The sequence below is a fragment of the Shewanella sp. AC91-MNA-CIBAN-0169 genome, assembly GCF_040310165.1.
Taxonomy (GTDB): Bacteria; Pseudomonadota; Gammaproteobacteria; order Enterobacterales; family Shewanellaceae; genus Shewanella.
The window spans coordinates 286,499-303,935 of sequence record NZ_JBEOPM010000001.1; the positions used below are offsets into that span (position 1 = coordinate 286,499).

The window sequence follows — 17,437 nt, forward strand, 5'->3', positions numbered from 1 at the left end:
AGAACTTTGTTCAAAGTTTGCTAAAGTATAAAGCTATGTGAGTGCGTCAACATACTTATGTCAATGCGACAATATTAGTATGTTGGCGCACTTTTTTATCCGAATCAATGCGAAATTTAATTAACATTATGGTTTCTGTAGAATTGTTCACCCCCGAGGCGCCTGTAAAGCGCCAACTTGAACTGTTAGCACCGGCTAAAAATGCTGATTATGGCATTGAAGCTATTCGTCATGGTGCTGATGCGGTTTATATTGGCGGCCCTGCATTTGGCGCGCGTCATAATGCTGGCAACAGCGTTAAAGACATCGCTCGCTTAGCTGAATTTGCTCATCGTTACCATGCCCAAGTGTTTGTGGCGCTCAATACCATTTTAATGGATGACGAGATTGATAAAGCGCAAAAGCTTATTTGGCAACTTTATGAAGCCGGTGTCGATGCCTTGATTGTTCAAGATATGGGGGTTTTACAATTAGATCTTCCACCTATCGCGTTGCATGCGAGTACCCAAACTGATAACCGCAGCCCAGAAAAAACGGTCTTTTTCGAACAAGTCGGTTTTTCACAAGTCGTGTTAGCTCGCGAGTTGAATATTCCACAAATTCGCGACATTGCTGCGAGCACAAAAATGAAGTTAGAGTTCTTTATTCATGGTGCGTTATGTGTCAGTTATAGCGGTTTATGTAATTTAAGCCATGCGTATTCTAATCGCAGTGCTAATCGCGGTGAATGTTCACAGATGTGTCGATTACCGTGTAATTTGACTACGCGTGAAGGTGAAGTATTAGCTGAAAATAAGCATTTATTATCACTAAAAGACAATAACCAAACGGATAATTTAGAAGCCTTAATTGATGCGGGCATTAGCTCATTTAAAATTGAGGGCCGCTTAAAAGACATTACTTACCTCAAGAATGTTACCGCACATTACCGTCAACAACTGGATGCCATTATTGCTAAACGCAATGATGTAGAATCTATTTCTCATGGCCGTTGCGAGTTTAATTTTACGCCCGACCCTGATAAAAGTTTTAACCGCGGTAAAACAGATTATTTTGTCAATGAACGCACTGAGGCCATTGAGCATTTTAGTTCGCCTAAGTTTATCGGTGAAAAAGTGGGCCGTATCACCCAAGTAGGTAAAGACTTTATTAAAATCGATACCAGTGAAAGTGGCAAAGACATTCATTTTAACAATGGTGATGGCTTATGTTTCTTTGTTGAACATTATGAAACCCAGCGGTTGTCTGACGATAAGCTCTCCGGTTTGCGCATTAACCGCGCCGACGGTAATACCTTGTATTTAACTGAGGTGCCTAAAGATCTTAAAATTGGCGTGATGATGTTCCGTAACTTCGATCATAAGTTTGAAGCTATCTTAAATAAAGATTCTGCCACCCGTAAAATAGCTGTTGATATGCAATTTTTTGATACCGATGACGGCGTCGGATTAACCATCACCGATGTACACGGTATAAGTGCAACCGTTACCTTAGCCTGTGATAAAGCTCCTGCGAATGATCAAGCTAAAACGGCAGAAAATCTGAAAAAGCAACTTAGCAAACTTGGCAGCAGTGATTTTGTATTGAATAAGGTTAATTTACTGACTGAGCAAATGTGGTTTTTACCTGCCTCGGTGGTAAACGAGCTACGCCGCGATGCTGTGAGTGCATTAATGGCCACAAGGGTGACGAGTTACCAACGACCAGAGCGTTGGGTGCACGATAAAACGGCGCGTTTTCCACAAAAAGCATTGAGCTTTTTATCTAACGTGGCTAACGAAAAAGCGAAATCGTTTTATCATCAGCATGGGGTGATTCAAATTGAAGATACCTATGAGAAAAATAACGTGTTGCATGATGCACCGTTAATGGTGACCAAACATTGTTTGCGTTACAGCTTTAACTTATGCCCGAAAGAAGTTGAAGGTATTAAAGCCGACCCAATGTTTTTAGATGTCGGTAAAGATAAATTGAAGTTGGTGTTTGACTGCCATAAATGTGAAATGATGATTGTTGGTTCTAACCAATTAGTGAAACAATAACCGCATCGCAGCGAGATTTTATTCATCATATTTTCTCCAGTGGCAGCATTACGCTTGCCACTGAGTTAATTTTTCAAATAAGCTGCAAAAATAACCATTAAATAGCTGCCCAAACTCGTGCGTTTCGAGTACACTGCGCGGCTGAAATTTCATGGGTTTTAGCCTGTGATACCTTAAGTAGGAAAGAATAGATTATGAGCGATAGCAAAAAGTATGCTTTACGTGTTATTCAAATTGAAAACACGTGGAAAACCGAAATCACTCGTCGTATGACATCGACTAAAACCATAGTATCAAAAAGCCAAGATGGTTTTGCGTCAGAAGCAGAAGCTACTGCATGGGGCGAGCAATCACTGCAAGGTTTTTTATCTAAGCAAGTTGATCGTAACAAGCGTAAAACTGAAAAGCACCTTAAAGCTAAAAGTTTAGCAGCGGCTATAGCTGCAGAATCTGCCGTCGATGAAGAAGAGTTATTCGATGCTGAAGATGAAGACGATGCTGAAGACGAAGATGACGAAGAACTAAACTAACATCTTACCAACGATGTAAATGTTATCGATAAGTGTCAATTTTTGTATGTTCAGGATAGGATATACCTAATTAGAATGATTTTTAGTCAACTTATCTCTTTCTTGACCAAATAAGGATTCATTTGGATGAACAAGATTGCTGCAATTATCGGCTGCTCGGGCTGTCTAGGAATTATGTTCCTGTTCCCGAGTAGTGCATCTGCGACACTTCCAGCACTGATGGCATTTGGCGAAGATGACAACTCATCAGGTGCTATGGTGATGTCTGAGGATGTTCAAAAACTCACGGCTCTATCTGAAAAATTTGGCTTTTTACCGCCATTAGATTGGAAGCTTGCATTCAGCGATAAACGTGGCGATATGACAATGGCTGAGTTTATTCCATCCAATGAATCATTAAATGATTGGTCTCGTTTAGTCTGTATGCAGGGGTTTAAAGGCTTAGCAAATGACGTTGAACCCGACCAGTTTTTAGATTCGATGGCGGCGACATATCAAGAACATTGTGAAGGTAAAATTGTTTATCAACAGCTAGGCAGTTCTAAAGTCGATGGGCTCGAGGCTGTACATGGTTTATTAGGCTGCACCAGTATGCCTAATATTCATCATTCTTCCACAGTGGTTGAAGCGTCTTATGTTTCCAGCCCGCAAGGTGAGATGGGCTATTTTACGGTGATAAGTGATGACGAAAATGTCTACTTAATCCATAAATCCATTCGTACAGCCATTTTTACCACAGAGACAGCTCCTATCACTATCGATAATTATCGTAATTTCATGAGCCAACCTTAACGTCGACATTTATCGCTAACATTGACGACATATTCATATATTAGCGCCGTGTTGATATAATTAGTGCCGTGTTGATAGCGTTGTTGGCCATTTCTAGTGTCACTCTCGTAACATGTTGAATGCCCGACAAGTTGAATAATCTGTGAGTTAAGCTTTTGTTAGTATCAAGTTCACCTTAGGATCCGTTATAATCGCCGCGCTAATATTTTGGGATGTCACTCATTAGTCAGGCAGTACTATGGTACTCAATGCTAACGCCGACATAACAACAGATATTTTTCAATCATGAGTTGAATATCAACTTATGATAATTTAATAGTCAATCTTTACGGTGCTTGCTTTGAAACGATAGACCAAAGCAGGATAATCGGGAAACCAGTGTAAATCTGGTACTGCCCCCGCAACGGTGATTGGTGAGAGTCAGGTGCGCAATAACCTTGCGTTAATCATCTCGACTCGCGTGCGTTTACCTTTAGTGTAACGCCATAACCTTAGTCCGGAGACCGGCCTTAAAGGTGATTTCGATGATTTCGGTGGGCAGATCTCGAAATGTAATGTGATACCGCTTGTGGGCTTATTTATAGAACCTTTCTGTAGAATAAGGCCCAAGAGGAGTTTTATATTGCGGCGTTATTGCCCCATTTTTCCTTTCAGGAGTTAAAGGTAAATGGGTACTAAACCAACAAAAATTGCACTGTTATTAAGTGCTGTCTTCAGTGTCGCAAGTGTTAATGCTGTTGCGATTGAATCAGTTGTTACATCCCCCTCGTCTTCGGCTATCAGCATGGATGAAACCATTGTGGTTATTGGCCGTAATGCTGCCAAGCCATTAAATATTGCTGCCAATGTTAATGTCATTGATGCTGCTGATATTCAAATGAGCGGCGCCACCAATTTAACCGATTTATTACGTGGACAATCTGGTATTCAGGTGTCGGATAATAACTCGGGCAGTGTATTTTCTATGCGTGGGTTTTCTGCATCACAAGCCGCTAATAACACGCTGATCTTAGTCGATGGACGCAGACTGAATAATATTGATATTGCGGCACCGAGCATTGAGTCGATCCCGATTAACTTAGTTGAGCGTATTGAGATTTTATCAGGCAGTGCAGGGGTACTATATGGTGACCAAGCTGTTGGCGGCGTGATCAATATCATTACCAAAGCACCGACAGAAACGGGTGGTGGTTTACAGGTTAGTGGTGGCAGTTTTGATACCTATGAAGCTAAGGGCGATATTTCAGGGGCTATCAATGATGCATGGCGTTACTTTTTAGCGGCCAGTTATAACGAAAGCGATAATTACCGCGATAATAATGACAATGAAACTAGTTCTATTCTAGGTCGCTTACAATATCAAACAGATACCGAAGACTTCTATGTTGAAGTTAATCATTTTGATAACGATCGCCAAGCACCAGGTGCGCTAACGCTGGCGCAGTACGAAGCAGATCCTCGCCAAGTAGCATCATTTTCTGAAGGTGAATTCTCTCATGAAATAACCACAGCATTGCGCAGCGGTTATCAATACCAGCTGAATAATATTTGGGCCTTAGGTGCTGATTTAACCTACTCGGATACATCAACCACGAGTCTGTTATTTGGTGGAGCAGGGCGTATTGAGCGCGACTTATTAAGTTTCTCACCTAAAGCTACTGCTAACTATCATTTAGAACATGGTGATTTAAATTTTGTTGCTGGTATTGATGTGAGTAAAGGTGAAGCTGATTTCGATACACTTTATACGCAACGAAATAATGAACAAACACAAAAGAGCGCTTATGTGCAAGCATCGGTACCGATAACGCCGACGTTATCTTATGTTGTTGGTGGTCGTTATTCTGAAGTGACTGACGATTTATATGACCAATTACTTTATCCGAACCGTATTGAAATCGATAATGACGCCCATGCGTTGGAGTTAGGGTTAAATTATCGCCCAAGCAGTGAACATCGTTTTTATGTCCGTGCAAATGATAACTTCCGTTTTGCCAAAGTCGATGAACAAGCTTACACCCCGCTTGATGTACAAGGTTTAAATCCACAAACAGGCCGTTCTTACGAAGCAGGTTGGGACTTTACCACTACAACTCAAACATTAAAAATCAATGCTTATCAACTTGAGTTAGAAGATGAGATTGTTTACGAAGGCGGTCGTACAGATGGGCCTTATGGGGGTGGTGCTAACGTAAACGCCGATGAATCTCGCCGCTTTGGTGTGAGCACTGCTTATGATGTGCAGTTATCAAATGACTGGCTGCTAGGTGCTTCGTACGACTATATTGATGCAGAGTTCACTCAAGGTGAGAACGACGGTAAAGCGTTATCTTGGGTGGCAAAACATTCAGGTAAAGCCTTCGTAAGCTATGATTTTGCTGATAATTGGCAAGCGTTTGTTGAAGGTGTTTACACTGGTGAGCGTTACATGGAAGGCGACAACAGCAATACCGGTGATAAGTTAGACAGTTACGTGCTAACAAACCTTGCGCTTAACTATACCTATTCAGGTTGGAATGGTAGCTTACGTGTAGATAACTTGCTTGATGAAGATTATGTTGGCACTGGTTATTACTCGGCTTATGGCAGTGGTTATTATTCTGGTACTGGTCGCTCAATTAGACTGACTGCGGGTTATCGTTTCTAGATTATCTTTTTTTAGCGAATAACCTTTCGAAAGCCAGTAAACTATTACTGGCTTTCGTTTTAATATATCGTTAAATTAATGAATAAAGTGATTTATTCTAAGAAAAGGTAATTGATGAATATGACTAATCTTGAGCAACAAGTCCTTACTCAAGTTCAAGCTATTATTGGCAATGAAGAGCAAGTCATTGGTCGTCGTGGCATATTAATTCCATTAAAAAAATCTCTGATTAACGAAGCAGATATTCGAGTCGTTATCGATATCATTTCAGCGGATCCTGCTTTGGCAGCACATTTATTGTTACGCAGTAATACCGCGCAAACAGCAGGTGTCATATCAACAAAAAGCCGTAGTGTAAAAGATGCCTTAATCCGTTTGGGCCAAGTGAACATTTATCGCTACGCGTTTTCGTTTTACCTTAAAGAAAGGCTTGATGAACTTTCTGAGCCTTACAAAAAACTGGTTCAAGGCTATTGGGCATTAAATGAAACCATTGCGGTGGATTGCATACAACTGTTACGTGAAGACAACGACATTGGTGTAGGCACTAAAATCGATGCGGATGAAATGCAAACATTAGCGTTGTTTAGTGTGTTTGGGCAGGTGATTGCGTTAACCGCTTTTGCTTATTTAAATGCTGAGTTGTCTCGACCAGTATCGTTAAAAGTATTGAAGTCGCTTATTGATAAACAACAACAGCAGTTATCGCTCGAAGCATTTGCGTCATTAGGGCTAGATGATGATTTACGCGAAGAATTTTTGATTGCACATAACTTACGCCAAACACAAAACCCTGATTCTCCAGGACTTGTGCTTCGACGCGTACTGTCTAAACGAGGTTTATTAATCAACCCGTTGTAGATTTATGCCTTCACTTGCTACCAGTTCGAGCCACTTTTGGATTAAATTTGCATTAGTGGCATCGCGACGATAGGCCCCAAACAAAGGACGTTTTAGTCCTTCTGCTCCTAATTTTACCGCAGTAAGGCTTAGCCCCTGACTCTCTCGGATAGACCAAGTTGGTAGGGTTGCTACGCCATCATTACAGGCTACTCTTTGTAACAGCATGGAGGTTAAATCGCATTGCTTTTGCTCGCCAGGTTCAATCCCCGCGGGCTCTAAAAAGTGTTTGTATATGTCTAAACGCGCTAAAGGCACGGGGTAACTGATTAAGGTTTGCTTTGCCAATTGCGCTGGCGTGACAAACGCTTGTGCCGCTAATGCGTGATCACTAGCAACGACTAACTTTACTTCAAAATCAAATAGATGCTGATATGCGACGCTATGTCCTGGCACAGGGTCAGATGTTAGCACTATATCTAAACTCCCCGTCTCCAACGCATTGAGTGAATCAAATAAATGACGGCTCGAAATGTCAATTTGAGCTGCTGGCGCATGCTGTTTAAATTGCTCAATAACGGGCATTAACCAACGAAAACAACTGTGGCATTCAATGCCGAGCTTAAGCTGTTGGCTTTCACCTTCTAAACCGCGTTTAAGATCTGACTCGGTTGCAATCACTTTCGGTAAGATTTCTTCCGCTAAATTCAGCAGACGTGAACCTTCGTGAGTAAACGTTAACGGTTTACTTTTACGAACAAAAATAGTTGAGTTAATTCGTGTCTCTAACTCTTTTATTTGATGAGAAAGCGCCGACTGGGTTACAAACCGTTTTTTAGCTGCACCCGCTAAACTGCCACTTTCCTTTAACGCCATCAAGGTGCGAAGGTGTCTAAGCTCTATCATTTTCTCTCCACATGAATCTTGCTCAACTAGCTGATGAAATCAATTCGATTGCTTGACAGCAGAGTAACACAATAAACTTCTAGACGTCCAGACGCCTATGTAGCTTTTCTACATAAATGGCTATAAATTTTTGCTCAACGAAAAGGAAAGCAGTATGAAAATTTCAAGTTTAGGATTTCCCCGCATAGGACGTCAGCGTGAATTGAAGTTTGTTTTAGAACGTTATTGGCGCGGTGAAGCAACATTAACGGAGCTGAAAAACGTTGCCAGTGAATTAAAACGCACTCATTGGCAGTGGCAAGCAGATGCGGGTGTTGAATTACTGCCAGTAGGGGATTTTGCTTATTATGACCAGGTGCTAACCCTGAGCGCGACCTTAAATGTGATCCCCGATCGTCATCGGGCCACTCAAGCTGATGGCAGCCCAGCCGCTGTCGATATTGACACCTTATTTCGCGTGGCTCGTGGCCGTTCGCAAAGCGGCCAACATGCGTGTGCGGCAGAAATGACCAAGTTTTTTAATACTAACTACCATTACCAAGTGCCAGAACTAAGCGCTGATCAAACATTTGAGATTGCCTTCGAGCAATTGTTTGATGAAGTCACAGAAGCACAGCAATTAGGTCATCAAGCAAAACCTGTGCTGCTCGGTCCGGTGACGTATTTATACTTATCTAAAAGCCTTTCTGAGTTTAATAAGTTGACGTTGTTACCGCCGTTATTGGTTGCCTATCAACAAATTTTGTCTCGTTTTGCTGCCCAAGGTGTGAGTTGGGTACAGCTTGATGAACCGGTATTAGCGGCAGACTTAACCGATGAGTGGCAGCAAGCCATTAGCCACAGTTATCAAACGTTAGCGCAACAAAAGCCAGCATCATTAAAGGTTTTACTCGCCAGTTATTACGGTTCTATTGCCCATCATCAAGCATTGGTGAGTGCATTACCGGTTGAGGGGCTACATCTTGATGTAGTCACCGCGCCAGAACAGCTTGATGTGTTTGTTAATGCTTTAGGCGTTCAGCAGGTACTTTCTGTTGGGGTGGTTAATGGCCGTAATGTGTGGGCTGCTGATGTTGATGTGATTGCACAGAAGGTAACCGAGTTAGCGACCACGTTAGGCGATCGTTTGTGGATTGCACCTTCATGTTCATTGTTGCATTGTCCTGTGGATGTCGAGGTTGAAAGCCAATTAATTACGCCATTACTTGGCCAATTAGCTTTTGCGAAACAAAAATTATTTGAACTTAACGAAATTCATCAATTAATCGTTGAGCAAGGTTCAGCAACTAGCCGAGCGATTATTGATCGTTGCCAGCAACGCCGCTTGGCAAAAGCTGCCGCAGCTAATCAACAGGTTGTAGAACGTGTGTCGCAGCTAACCGCTGATGATTTTGAACGTAACAGTCCATTTGCCCGCCGTATCATTGCCCAACAACAAAAGTTAGCGCTGCCATTATTACCCACAACCACCATAGGTTCATTCCCGCAAACGCCAGCTATTCGGGGGTTACGCAGTCGCTGGCGTAAAGGCGAAATCAATGACAATGATTACCGTTCACAGCTTGAGCAAGTCACTCAAGACACCATTTCTCGTCAACTTAAATTGGGTATCGACGTGCTAGTTCACGGCGAAGCTGAGCGTAATGACATGGTGGAGTATTTTGGTGAACAATTAGAGGGCGTTGGGTTTACTCAATTTGGTTGGGTGCAAAGTTATGGTTCTCGTTGCGTTAAGCCGCCGTTAATTTATGGCGATGTGTCTCGCCCCAAACCAATGACGGTCGACTGGGCTACCTATGCGCAAAGCTTAACCGACAAGCCTGTTAAGGGCATGCTAACGGGTCCGGTGACCATTTTACATTGGTCGTTCGCTCGTGAAGATATTCCACGTAAAGATATTGCTAACCAACTTGCATTAGCAGTACGTGACGAAGTGGTTGATTTAGAGAAAGCGGGTATTGGCATTATTCAAATTGATGAACCTGCATTTCGTGAAGGTTTACCGATTAAACAAAGCCAATGGGCAGATTATTTAACCTGGGCGGTGGATGCGTTTAAGTTATCGGCTGCAGGTGTTGAAGATGCAACTCAAATCCATACACACATGTGTTACAGCGAGTTCAATGACACCATTAATGCCATAGCGGCGATGGATGCTGATGTTATCACCATTGAGACGTCACGTTCGCGTATGGAGCTACTGAGTGCCTTTGAAGATTTTCATTATCCTAATGAAATTGGTCCCGGTGTGTATGACATTCATTCGCCAAATATTCCAACCGTTGATGAAATGGTCGACTTAATAACTAAAGCGTCGCAAAAAGTGCCGGTGAAACAGTTATGGGTTAATCCTGATTGTGGTTTAAAAACCCGTACCTGGGATGAAGTTGAGCCCGCGCTGCGGAATATGATTGAAGCGACTAAAGTGCTTCGACGTCGGTTCTAATTGGGATGAACTCGTTATAGATAACATTGATTTAAATGAAAATAATTTATTAATATTAGCTGGCAGACATGGCGAAGCCAAATGTAGACTTGGCAATTGTATGTAGTTGTATGTAGTTGTATGTAGTTGAATTTGATTGTTCTCTGTTGAGATTAGTTGAAAAAAACTTATCTTAGAGAAAAACGGTGTGAGCACCCCCGGATTCAACGGCTGACCGTTATCTGTTTATTATTCAACGATACTGCGGTGAATAGCGCTATTGTTTACTACACTGAAACTAAAGATGTGCAGTTAACAATAGGAGCTATTATGAGTCACACTTATAAAGTCATTGAACTCGTGGGATCATCACCAATAAGTTCAGATGAGGCGGTCAAAAATGCGATTGCAGAAGCCAATAAAAGTTTACTACATTTGCGTTGGTTTCAAGTTATCGAAACTCGTGGTCACTTAGAAGAAGGCCTAATTGCTCATTGGCAAGTGACTATTAAAGTGGGTTTTACCTTAGACTCTAATGCCTAATGCTTATTTTGTTTATGCGTCTCTTGGTAAACCCTTTTGTATTGATCTGATCACTCGTTGAGTTTTACGTGAAAGCGCCGACTGTGGCGCTTTTTGTATTTGTTGAACTAATGCCCATTCAATATGCTCAAGTACCATATCATCCACTTCTTCACTGTGTTTACGTTGCTCTAACGCATTAATAATGGCCGGATTAGCAGGGGCATTACCTAATGCAATCGCGATATTACGTAACCAACGTTTATGACCAATTCGTCGAATCGCACTGCCTTCTGTTTGGCTGAGAAAATAAGGTTCAGACCAAGCAAATAGAGTCAGTAAATCGGGTTGAATAAGCGCACTGCGAGTATGAAAATCAGTTTCTTTTGTCAGTGGTGCTTTAGCATTGACTGGGCACACTAGCTGGCAGTCATCACAGCCATAAATACGATTGCCTATAAGCGGGCGAAACTCTTCTGGGATAGCGCCCTGTAATTCAATGGTCAAGTAAGAAATACAGCGTCTTGCATCGACAACATAGGGCTCGACAATCGCATCAGTTGGGCATGACTTTATGCAGGCTACGCAAGTGTTGCAGCCTTCTTCAATCGGGATATCTAACGGTAACGGTAAGTTAATGAGTAACTCGCCAAGAAAAAACCAGCTGCCTGCATCTGGGTTTAAAATTAACGAGTGTTTGCCTGTCCAGCCTAGTCCGGCTTTATCGGCTAATGGACGTTCTAAAATAGGTGCAGAATCCACAAAAGGTCTAAAATCAGTCGTATCAAAGTCGAGCTGTTGGCAATACTGGTTAATTTTATCGCCGAGCTTTTTAAGCCGTTGTCGGATGAGTTTATGGTAATCACGTCCACCCGCATAACGAGAGATATAACCAAGATTTGGGTCGGTTAAATTACTGGCAAAGCCAGCGTCAGGCGGTAAATAGTCCATCCGAGCACAAATCACTCTAATGGTTCCGGGATGTAACTCAGCGGGTCTAGCACGCATCATTCCGTGATTAGCCATGTAAGCCATCTCACCGTGATAACCTTTATCTAACCAGTCTTGTAATGCTGCCTCATGCTGAGTTAAGTCGACATCAGCAACACCAATATGAGCAAAGCCAAGTTCTTTACCCCAAAGCTTGATTTGCCTATTGAGCACATCAAGTTGAACCGCGGTCAATGGACAGGGCTCGGGGATTGAATTGATCTCAAGATCGGTAATTGGATCAGGCGTTAATACTGGGGTCGTTGTTGTCATAACACTATCATTGAGTAAACACGCTAAAATTATACGCGTTTTACTCAGCTTTGACACAATTTCGACCAGCAGCTTTGGCAGAATAGAGCGCTTTGTCCGCTTTTAGTAACAATGGTGACAAGTCTTCTTCATTACTATAGCTGGCAACCCCGGCACTGACGGTTTGATGTAAGTTCGGCGCAATCTGAGTCCAGTCATAATCAGCAATGGTCTCAATTAACCGATTAGCGATTTCAATGGCTTTAGTTTTGTCGATATTAGGCAGTAAAATCAAAAATTCTTCACCGCCAACACGTCCAACAACATCGGTATCACGCATCATGCTTGTGCTAATTGACGCTAGTTTTACCAGTACTTTATCTCCCATGTCGTGGCCTAATGTATCATTTACTATTTTAAAATGATCAGCATCAAAAGAGATAATGGAAAACGGCTTGCCTGATAGTTTGGATGATTTTAAGAAGTAATGCCCCTGAGAATAGGTGTCACGTCTATTGGCCAATTTAGTCAGCTCATCGGTTAGGGCTAAACGCCTAAAGAGTTGTTTTCGAATGACTTGTTTATAAGCAAACATTGATACGATAATTAAAATAATCGCAACTAAGATAATAATGATGATTTGCATGCTTTCGTTACGCTGTAAAATTTGTAACTGTTGCTCTTTATCTTTGTCGCGTTGTATTAACCATTCGTTTTCGGTTTGAATTTTGTTGGTATTAAAGCGCGCTTGCATTTCTGAGTTGCGATCAGACATATTTTGCTTATCAAGAGCCATGTGCATTTTGATAAATTTTTGCAAAGTTTTTAATGCATTTTCAATATCACCTTTAGCTTGGTAGATATCGCTTTTGATATAGATGTTTTCACTTTCACCGCGTTGATTGCCACCACGGTTAAAATCAATAGATGCAAGCTGACTATATTCAAGTGCCTTATCTAATTCATTTGTCGCTAAATATGCTTGTGCTAGGTATAACATTAATGAACTATGCGGCCCATCATGACTGACTGGGATTTCTTTTTCTGCTTCCTTTAACAGCACTAATGCTTCATCTATTTTATCTAGTTTAATCAGATTTCCTGCAACATTAGTTTTGGCATCTGCAATCGCAACGTTATCTTTTTGGGTTTTCCAGAAGGTGAGCGACTGCTTAAATCGAGCTGTAGACTCATCGATACGTCCAAGCTCTAAAAGTGAAAATGCGATCTGATTATTGATGTTATCAGCTTCTATTTGTTGATTGGCCTTAAGGTAAACTTGTTCTAGTTTTATTTGGTATTTAAGAGCGGTTTCAGCATCACCAAAACGCCGATAACTTGCAGCAAGTTCACTCAAGTTATCATTTGCCCAATAAGTTAAATTAAGATTTTCATACAATTGTTGCGATGTAATTAAATCTTCTAATGCAGATGAATAGTTGCCTTGATAGGACAGCATTGCCCCTCGAATGCTGCGACCGTCAGCGATAAGTCGAGGATCTTCAAGTTCGTATGCATTATTTATTGCATTAGAAAGATCGTCCAGAGCTTCGTCTAATTGCCCTGAAAACTGTTTGTAATAGCCCAAACATAATAATAAATCGGTATGAATTGCGGATGGATAGGGTTCTGAATATATCAGCAGTTGCTGCTCTGCATATTTAATGGCGTTGGTAAGTTCACTCTCTGTAGTAGAAGGCTGGTTCCAGCAGTTTAAACGGACATAGAGTTTTTGACGGATCTCATCGTCAGAGGCAATGATCCGCTTATATTCGTTGAGTAGCTTTTCGCCAGCGATCTGATCAATATAATCAGCTAAATCTATTTTTTTATAGATAGCATCAGCTTTGTCGTTGTCGTAATAAGCGGCAAAAACTGGAGTAGGTAAAAAATATATTGCGATAAAAATGGCAATAAAAAAGTGAAAATTTAGTGATTTATTCAAAATAATAAGCTGCTTTTTTATTTATAGTTTTTTGTTGGCAACAATAATCATTGTGTAGGCGTAGTTATAGCACTTTTATATACATCTTTACTATCGATGAGCAATTATTGTGCACAATGGGTGTTTTATCAATGATAAATTGATGTGACCTGCAGATTAAAGTCCATATTTAGAGACTGATCTGCTCATTAAGTTAATATATCGACGGAGTATTACTTTAAAAACTGATAATACAAACAGTAAAAAATCATGTCATAATTGGATTAGCTTGTTTTCATTTACATGAGTAAAAGACATATCACTGCATAGATATGGCATTAAGAGTGCGTTTGTTCTGGCCTAATTTCAATAAATAATTTGATTATTATGCCATCAAACATTCTGATGCCAATCCATGTGGAGAATGTTAATTGAGAGATAACCATGACCAAAGTTGACCCGCAGTATCAAGAAGTAGCAAAACAAATTTCGTATAACGTAGCAAACAAAGTACTGCCGATGGACAAGTTACCTGAAACATTACTTGAGGCCTATGAAGGCTTGTTTAGCGAACTTATTGAAGATAAAGCCAATACATTTACTCATGCTTGGGATGCATTACCTGCGAGTGCGCAAAAGTTAATGACCAAAGCAGAGTTTCATGGCTTTTATATTGCCAATGCGTGGATGCAGTTAAGCCGTGTTGCGCAAGAAATTGCTGATAGTGCTGACTCTGAAGAAGAGATGAATAATAACGAATATGATGGTGTCTTCGGACGCTTAGCTGAGCAGTCGTTGAAAGAGTGTTTACGTAAGCTTAAAAAAGCGCGCACCGACCGCCCATTGTTGAATAGTTTTAAGCTAGTGATGTCGGCATAAATTTACTGTTATTACAGACATAAAAAATCCCAACTTAGGTTGGGATTTTTTTATGGTTAAAAAGCGCATAACCTTTTCAATCAATGAGTTTCACTATCACAGTAATGACAATCAGCGCTTTACAATTCTAAAGCGCTGAATGGACCTTATTAATGGTTAGAATGAGGTACGTTTGTAACGACGATATTCAGGTTCCCAGAAGTTAGCTTCAATCGATTGTTGCAATAATTCATCGGTACAAGGTAATGCTAAACCTTGATCAATAGCTGCTTTAGCAACAGCAAAAGCAATATATTTACTGACAGCTTGAATATCTTCTAGACGAGGTAATAGCGAGCCAACACCCTCTTTGCCTAATGGCGAACACTCCGCTAAAGCACGACTTGAAGCCATTAACATTTCATCCGATACACGCCTTGCACCACAAGATAATACGCCTAAGCCAATACCTGGGAAGATAAAGCTATTATTACATTGTGCTATCTCAAAGGTTTCGCCATTGACGACCACAGGTTCAAATGGGCTACCCGTTGCCACGAGTGCTTGGCCCGATGTCCAATTAAGAATGTCCTTCGGGGTCGCTTCTACACGGCTCGTTGGATTCGATAATGGGAATACAATAGGGCGTTTACAATGGCTGTGCATTGCTCTAATGATTTCTTCAGTAAATAAACCAGGAGAGCCTGATACTCCAATAAGTACCGTTGGTTTGGCATTGTTAACCACATCAAGTAACGAAATATTGTCACTGTAATTGTCCCATGCTTCTATCGTGGCACAGGGTTGCGCTAGCTTCTGTTGGAATGGAAGTAGGTTAGGCATGTTATCGAGTAATAAGCCCCAACGATCGACCATAAACACTTGTGAGCGAGCTTGTTGATCGCTAATGCCCTCAGACACCATTGTCGCCACAATCGCTTCGGCAATACCACAACCAGCGCTACCCGCACCCAAGAAGGTAATACGTTGTTCGCTAAGTTTACTGTTAGCGGCTTTACAAGCTGCCAGTAGTGAGCCTACCGTAACGGCTGCAGTGCCTTGAATATCATCATTGAAACTGCAATATTGATCTTTATATCGTTCAAGTAATGGCATGGCATTTTTTTGTGCAAAATCTTCGAACTGAATTAAGGCATCTGGCCAGCGACGGCTGACTGCTTGCATAAACTCTTCAACAAATTCAGCATATTCATCACCGCCAATACGCTGATGACGCCAACCCATATACATAGGGTCTTCAAGAAGTTGTGGGTTATCAGTACCAACATCTAAGGTCACCGCAAGACAATACGCCGGGCTTATGCCGCCACAACTGGTGTATAGCGATAATTTACCAATTGGGATCCCCATACCGCCTATGCCTTGGTCGCCTAAACCGAGAATACGTTCTCCGTCCGTCACCACGATGACTTTGACTTTATGGCGGGTTGAGTTATTTAAAATATCATCAATGCGATCTTTGTTAGGATACGAAATAAATAAACCGCGGTTACGACGATAGTTTTTTGAGAAACGTTCACAGGCTAAACCAACCGTAGGCGTGTAGATAATTGGCATCATTTCACTGATGTTATTACGCACTAAACGATAAAATAAGGTTTCGTTAGTATCTTGAATGTTGCGCAAATAAATGTGTTTATCGAGATCATTGGTGAAGTTTTTAAACTGTGCGTAAGCACGAGCGGCTTGCTCATCAATGGTTTCAATGACCCAAGGAATGAGGCCTTCGAGGTTGAAATAAATTCGTTCTTCTTCACTAAATGCACTGCCTTTATTAAGCAGGGGTGATTCAAGAATCGCTGGGCCGGCAAAAGGAAGATAGAGGGGGCGTTTGTTATCGTCCATGGGGAACCTTAATGTGTGAGATCCAGTTAGATCGTTATTAGAATTGGGCTGGTTTTTTGTGCTTGTAGATTATCACGTCTGATCTTTTTTGTGGTCTGTTAAGTGAGTAAAATCACATAATTGTTAGGTACTTTTACTCACCTCTCACTATTGTGTCATTGCTATGTGAACAATCGCATGGTGTAAATGCAAAATGATTATTGTTTAAATGTAAACGCCACAAACAAAAATGCGCAGCCTAAGCTGCGCATTTATAAAGTATTATCTCAACAACTTGGTAGGTTTTACTTACCGCGATGTTTGATTGATAAACCTTTAACGAAGTTTCTTAATACCTGGTCGCCACAAGGCTTATAGTTTTTATGATCAGGGTTACGGAATAGCGCGCCTAGCTCAGATTTAGTCATTGAAAAATCTGCTAAGGCTAATGTGGCAATAATATCTTCTTCACGCATTTCAAGCGCTACGCGTAATTTTTTGAACATAAGGTTGTTAGTCAATTGCTTTAAGGGCGCAGGTACTTCAGCTCCTGGCTTTAATCCACGATTTTGAATGATCAAACCATCTAAGAATTGACACATTAATGTGTCATTACACGCTTGATAACCTTCTTCTTCCTCTTTTTTCAACAGCGCAATAATTTGCTCTGAAGACATGTCTACTTTGGCTTGGCTGAAAATGTTAATCATTTTGGCATTTGAATAGTCAAACACAAAGCGAATACGGCGAAGAATATCATTGTTAATCATAAGGTTCTCTGGCGCGGCTGCGCATAAATGGTTTAGGTCAATTGACGAAACACTAGTATAACGGGTAATCATTGATTAGTCAGATTAATCCTGC

The 17,437-nt window shown here is 41.2% G+C and carries 13 protein-coding genes and 1 riboswitch; of the genes, 8 read left to right on the forward strand and 5 right to left on the reverse strand.

What is annotated here, in order from left to right:
- The first annotated feature begins 128 nt into the window (after positions 1–128).
- The 5 genes from AAEY98_RS01215 (at position 129) to AAEY98_RS01235 (ending at position 6,872) form a co-directional block, all read left to right on the forward strand.
- Positions 129–2,042 carry a peptidase U32 family protein gene (locus AAEY98_RS01215; RefSeq protein WP_351014776.1) on the forward strand — a complete coding sequence of 638 codons (1,914 nt, stop codon included), beginning with the start codon at positions 129–131 and terminating at the stop codon, positions 2,040–2,042.
- Between the two features lie 194 nt (positions 2,043–2,236).
- A complete protein-coding gene (locus AAEY98_RS01220; protein ID WP_101085917.1) occupies positions 2,237–2,572 on the forward strand; it encodes a DUF3622 domain-containing protein in 336 nt (111 codons plus the stop codon).
- A gap of 126 nt (positions 2,573–2,698) precedes the next feature.
- Entirely contained in the window at positions 2,699–3,364 is a 666-nt protein-coding gene (locus tag AAEY98_RS01225; RefSeq protein ID WP_101085916.1) for a hypothetical protein, read from the forward strand.
- Positions 3,365–3,676: 312 nt separating this feature from the next.
- Positions 3,677–3,890, forward strand: a riboswitch (cobalamin riboswitch).
- A gap of 141 nt (positions 3,891–4,031) precedes the next feature.
- Complete coding sequence (locus AAEY98_RS01230; protein ID WP_182744695.1) at positions 4,032–6,011, forward strand: TonB-dependent receptor; 1,980 nt, start codon at positions 4,032–4,034, stop codon at positions 6,009–6,011.
- A 120-nt stretch (positions 6,012–6,131) separates the two neighbouring features.
- On the forward strand, positions 6,132–6,872 hold the full coding sequence (locus AAEY98_RS01235) for an HDOD domain-containing protein (protein ID WP_101086305.1): 741 nt from the start codon (positions 6,132–6,134) through the stop codon (positions 6,870–6,872).
- Here the strand turns inward: AAEY98_RS01235 and AAEY98_RS01240 are convergent.
- Positions 6,855–7,757 carry a LysR family transcriptional regulator gene (locus AAEY98_RS01240; protein WP_101085914.1) on the reverse strand — a complete coding sequence of 301 codons (903 nt, stop codon included), beginning with the start codon at positions 7,755–7,757 and terminating at the stop codon, positions 6,855–6,857. The two genes, AAEY98_RS01235 and AAEY98_RS01240, sit on opposite strands and share 18 nt — an antisense overlap.
- A gap of 154 nt (positions 7,758–7,911) precedes the next feature.
- Here AAEY98_RS01240 and metE point away from each other — a divergent pair, with 154 nt between their 5' ends.
- Positions 7,912–10,203, forward strand: coding sequence for a 5-methyltetrahydropteroyltriglutamate--homocysteine S-methyltransferase (gene metE, locus AAEY98_RS01245; RefSeq protein WP_351014618.1), 2,292 nt, complete (start codon positions 7,912–7,914; stop codon positions 10,201–10,203).
- 309 nt (positions 10,204–10,512) lie between these two features.
- The gene (locus AAEY98_RS01250) at positions 10,513–10,725 is read left to right on the forward strand and encodes a dodecin (RefSeq protein ID WP_041412796.1); all 213 of its coding nucleotides are present in this window, start codon (positions 10,513–10,515) and stop codon (positions 10,723–10,725) included.
- A gap of 12 nt (positions 10,726–10,737) precedes the next feature.
- On the opposite strand, the gene queG is transcribed toward AAEY98_RS01250, so the two are convergent.
- Positions 10,738–11,967: a tRNA epoxyqueuosine(34) reductase QueG gene (queG, locus tag AAEY98_RS01255; RefSeq protein WP_351014620.1), complete on the reverse strand. Its 1,230-nt coding sequence runs from the start codon at positions 11,965–11,967 to the stop codon at positions 10,738–10,740.
- Positions 11,968–12,007: 40 nt separating this feature from the next.
- Positions 12,008–13,891, reverse strand: coding sequence for a tetratricopeptide repeat-containing diguanylate cyclase (locus AAEY98_RS01260; RefSeq protein ID WP_351014622.1), 1,884 nt, complete (start codon positions 13,889–13,891; stop codon positions 12,008–12,010).
- Between the two features lie 423 nt (positions 13,892–14,314).
- On the opposite strand from AAEY98_RS01260, the gene AAEY98_RS01265 reads away from it, so the two are divergent.
- Positions 14,315–14,749, forward strand: coding sequence for a DUF3069 domain-containing protein (locus tag AAEY98_RS01265; RefSeq protein WP_182744700.1), 435 nt, complete (start codon positions 14,315–14,317; stop codon positions 14,747–14,749).
- A gap of 156 nt (positions 14,750–14,905) precedes the next feature.
- On the opposite strand, the gene AAEY98_RS01270 is transcribed toward AAEY98_RS01265, so the two are convergent.
- Complete coding sequence (locus AAEY98_RS01270) at positions 14,906–16,594, reverse strand: NAD-dependent malic enzyme (RefSeq protein ID WP_101085910.1); 1,689 nt, start codon at positions 16,592–16,594, stop codon at positions 14,906–14,908.
- Positions 16,595–16,878: 284 nt separating this feature from the next.
- Positions 16,879–17,343 carry a YehS family protein gene (locus tag AAEY98_RS01275; protein ID WP_192115693.1) on the reverse strand — a complete coding sequence of 155 codons (465 nt, stop codon included), beginning with the start codon at positions 17,341–17,343 and terminating at the stop codon, positions 16,879–16,881.
- Between the last annotated feature and the right edge of the window lie 94 nt (positions 17,344–17,437).

Coding starts and splice junctions, on each gene's coding strand:
- AAEY98_RS01270 (WP_101085910.1), bottom strand. CDS start 16,594: ATGGACGATAACAAACGCCCCCTCTATCTTCCTTTTGCCGGCCCAGCG.
- AAEY98_RS01220 (WP_101085917.1), top strand. CDS start 2,237: ATGAGCGATAGCAAAAAGTATGCTTTACGTGTTATTCAAATTGAAAAC.
- AAEY98_RS01235 (WP_101086305.1), top strand. CDS start 6,132: ATGACTAATCTTGAGCAACAAGTCCTTACTCAAGTTCAAGCTATTATT.
- queG (WP_351014620.1), bottom strand. CDS start 11,967: ATGACAACAACGACCCCAGTATTAACGCCTGATCCAATTACCGATCTT.
- AAEY98_RS01215 (WP_351014776.1), top strand. CDS start 129: ATGGTTTCTGTAGAATTGTTCACCCCCGAGGCGCCTGTAAAGCGCCAA.
- AAEY98_RS01265 (WP_182744700.1), top strand. CDS start 14,315: ATGACCAAAGTTGACCCGCAGTATCAAGAAGTAGCAAAACAAATTTCG.
- AAEY98_RS01225 (WP_101085916.1), top strand. CDS start 2,699: ATGAACAAGATTGCTGCAATTATCGGCTGCTCGGGCTGTCTAGGAATT.
- AAEY98_RS01240 (WP_101085914.1), bottom strand. CDS start 7,757: ATGATAGAGCTTAGACACCTTCGCACCTTGATGGCGTTAAAGGAAAGT.
- metE (WP_351014618.1), top strand. CDS start 7,912: ATGAAAATTTCAAGTTTAGGATTTCCCCGCATAGGACGTCAGCGTGAA.
- AAEY98_RS01275 (WP_192115693.1), bottom strand. CDS start 17,343: ATGATTAACAATGATATTCTTCGCCGTATTCGCTTTGTGTTTGACTAT.
- AAEY98_RS01250 (WP_041412796.1), top strand. CDS start 10,513: ATGAGTCACACTTATAAAGTCATTGAACTCGTGGGATCATCACCAATA.
- AAEY98_RS01230 (WP_182744695.1), top strand. CDS start 4,032: ATGGGTACTAAACCAACAAAAATTGCACTGTTATTAAGTGCTGTCTTC.